The sequence below is a fragment of the Inquilinus sp. genome (assembly GCF_057815775.1).
The window spans coordinates 1-1,913 of record NZ_JBYRFX010000245.1; the positions used below are offsets into that span (position 1 = coordinate 1).

Sequence of the window (1,913 nt, forward strand, 5' to 3'; positions counted from 1 at the left end):
AAGCTGGCCAGACGGGCGGTCAGGGCCTCGGGCAGGCGCATTTCGCGCGGATGGTTCAGGGCGCAAGCCACCAGCAGCGCGCGGGCATTGTCGTCGACGCAGTAGCCATGGGTGCGGTCGGGCACCGAATGGACCGCGTGCTGGAACAGCCCGGTGTCGTCGCACATCGACAGGAAATGGCCGAGCTGCATCTCCGGCGCGGCAACGCCGTCGCTCACGGGAACCACGATCTCGGACCGTTCGATCACCCGCAGCCGATGCCCGCGCCGGGCCCGGTCGAACACGGACAGGTACCGCTCCGCCGTGCGCGCCCAGGTCATCGACCGGCTGCTGGCATAGGCGCGGCGGCGCATCGCCTCGCGCCGGTCGTCATCGCTCAGCAGCCCGGCGATGGCGGCGCCGATGGCCGGCGCGTCGCCGAACGGCACCAGCGTGCCGCGGCCGTCGGCCAGCAGTTCCTGCGCATGCCAATAGGGGGTCGAGACCACCGCCTTGCCCAGTCCGAAGCTGTAGGCCAGGGTGCCCGACGTCATCTGCGCCTCGCTGAGATAGGGCGTGACATAGACGTCGCACATGGCGATGAAGTCCAGCAGCGTCGCCCGGTCGACGAACTGGTCCAGCAGCACGACATGGTTTTCGACCCCACGGTCCCGTGCCCGGGCCACCAGGCTCTCGCGATAGGCCTCGCCCTCGTCGCGGACCAGGTTGGGATGGGTCGCGCCCAGCACGACATAGACCGCATCGGCCCGGCCCTGCAGGATCGAGGGCATGGCATCGATCATGACCTCGATGCCCTTGTTGGGGGACAGCAGGCCGAAGGTCAAGATGACAGGCCGTCCGGCAAAGCCGGCCTTGGCCTTGGCGGCGGCGGGGTCGGCGAAGGCGACGTCGGGAATGCCGTGCGGGATGACGTCGATCTTGTCCGCCGGCACCGCATACACCGTCTGCAGCAGCTCGCGGCCCTTCTCGGCCATGACCACGACCCGGGACGAGGCGCGGACGATCCGGTTCAGCACGCTGCGCTGCACCGGCGTCGGCTCGGCCAGCACCGTGTGCAGCGTGGTCACGACCGGCATGGTCAGCCGCGACAGCAGCGCCATGATGTGGCCGCCGGCATCGCCGCCGAAGATGCCGAACTCATGCTGCAGCGAGACGACGTCGAACCGGCCGGCATTGAGGGCTTCGGCCGCCCGGACATAATCCTCGATCCGGTCGTCGGCGATTTCGAGGCGGACGGCGGCCGGATAGTCGTAGCCGTGGCCATGATCATTCATCGCCACGATGCCGGTGTCGGTCGCCGCATCCGACGCCGCGATGGCCTGCTGCAGGTCGGTGGTGAAGGTGGCGTTCCCGCAACGGCGGGGAAGCGAATTTCCGATGAAGGCCACGCGGCTCGGCTGGGTCACGGCAGTGCCTCCATCGTAGGGACCGGGGATCTCATCGCCATGGGACGATGAACGGACGGTCCGGGGATCCGGGACGGGTTGGGGGCGGGACTCGCGATGCGCCGTGCCTCAGCCCTTCTTCTTCTTGGGCAGGCCGGGCGGCGGTGGCATGGCCTTGGCCAGCAGCGAGGTTGCCCCGTGCACGACCGGCTTGGTTTCCTTCTTCGGCTTTTTCGTGTCGCGACCTTTAGACATGAATCCTATCTTTCTTTCACAAACATCAGTTTTGGCCCGCGAGAGTCGCGGGTTGCCAAAATCGTATGTCGTACAAGAAGAATTCAGCCCCGCGGCATATTCAATGCCTGCGGGCCTGAAATCATATGAGCAAAGTTCGATTTAATGAACATGGTCCGATTGAGATAAGAACTCAAGGAAATCCACTGATTTATTTTTGATTGGAAATATAATCTAAAAAATAATTTGCGGATATATGAGCCATTTCAGTGCTCCGGCACAGATGGGGTGTAG

Annotated in this window: 2 protein-coding genes; both read right to left on the reverse strand. The window is 64.8% G+C overall.

What is annotated here, in order from left to right; translation table 11 throughout:
- Window positions 1-1,406, reverse strand: a 1,406-nt coding sequence (locus tag AC3XYG_RS08815) for a glycosyltransferase family 4 protein (RefSeq protein WP_489139445.1), incomplete at its 3' end; no start/stop codon positions are given.
- Between the two features lie 108 nt (window positions 1,407-1,514).
- The gene (locus AC3XYG_RS08820) at window positions 1,515-1,640 is read right to left on the reverse strand and encodes a hypothetical protein (protein ID WP_489139446.1); all 126 of its coding nucleotides are present in this window, start codon (window positions 1,638-1,640) and stop codon (window positions 1,515-1,517) included.
- Between the last annotated feature and the right edge of the window lie 273 nt (window positions 1,641-1,913).

Excerpts from the sequence above, each read along its gene's own strand:
- AC3XYG_RS08820 (WP_489139446.1), bottom strand. The coding sequence starts at position 1,640 with ATGTCTAAAGGTCGCGACACGAAAAAGCCGAAGAAGGAAACCAAGCCG.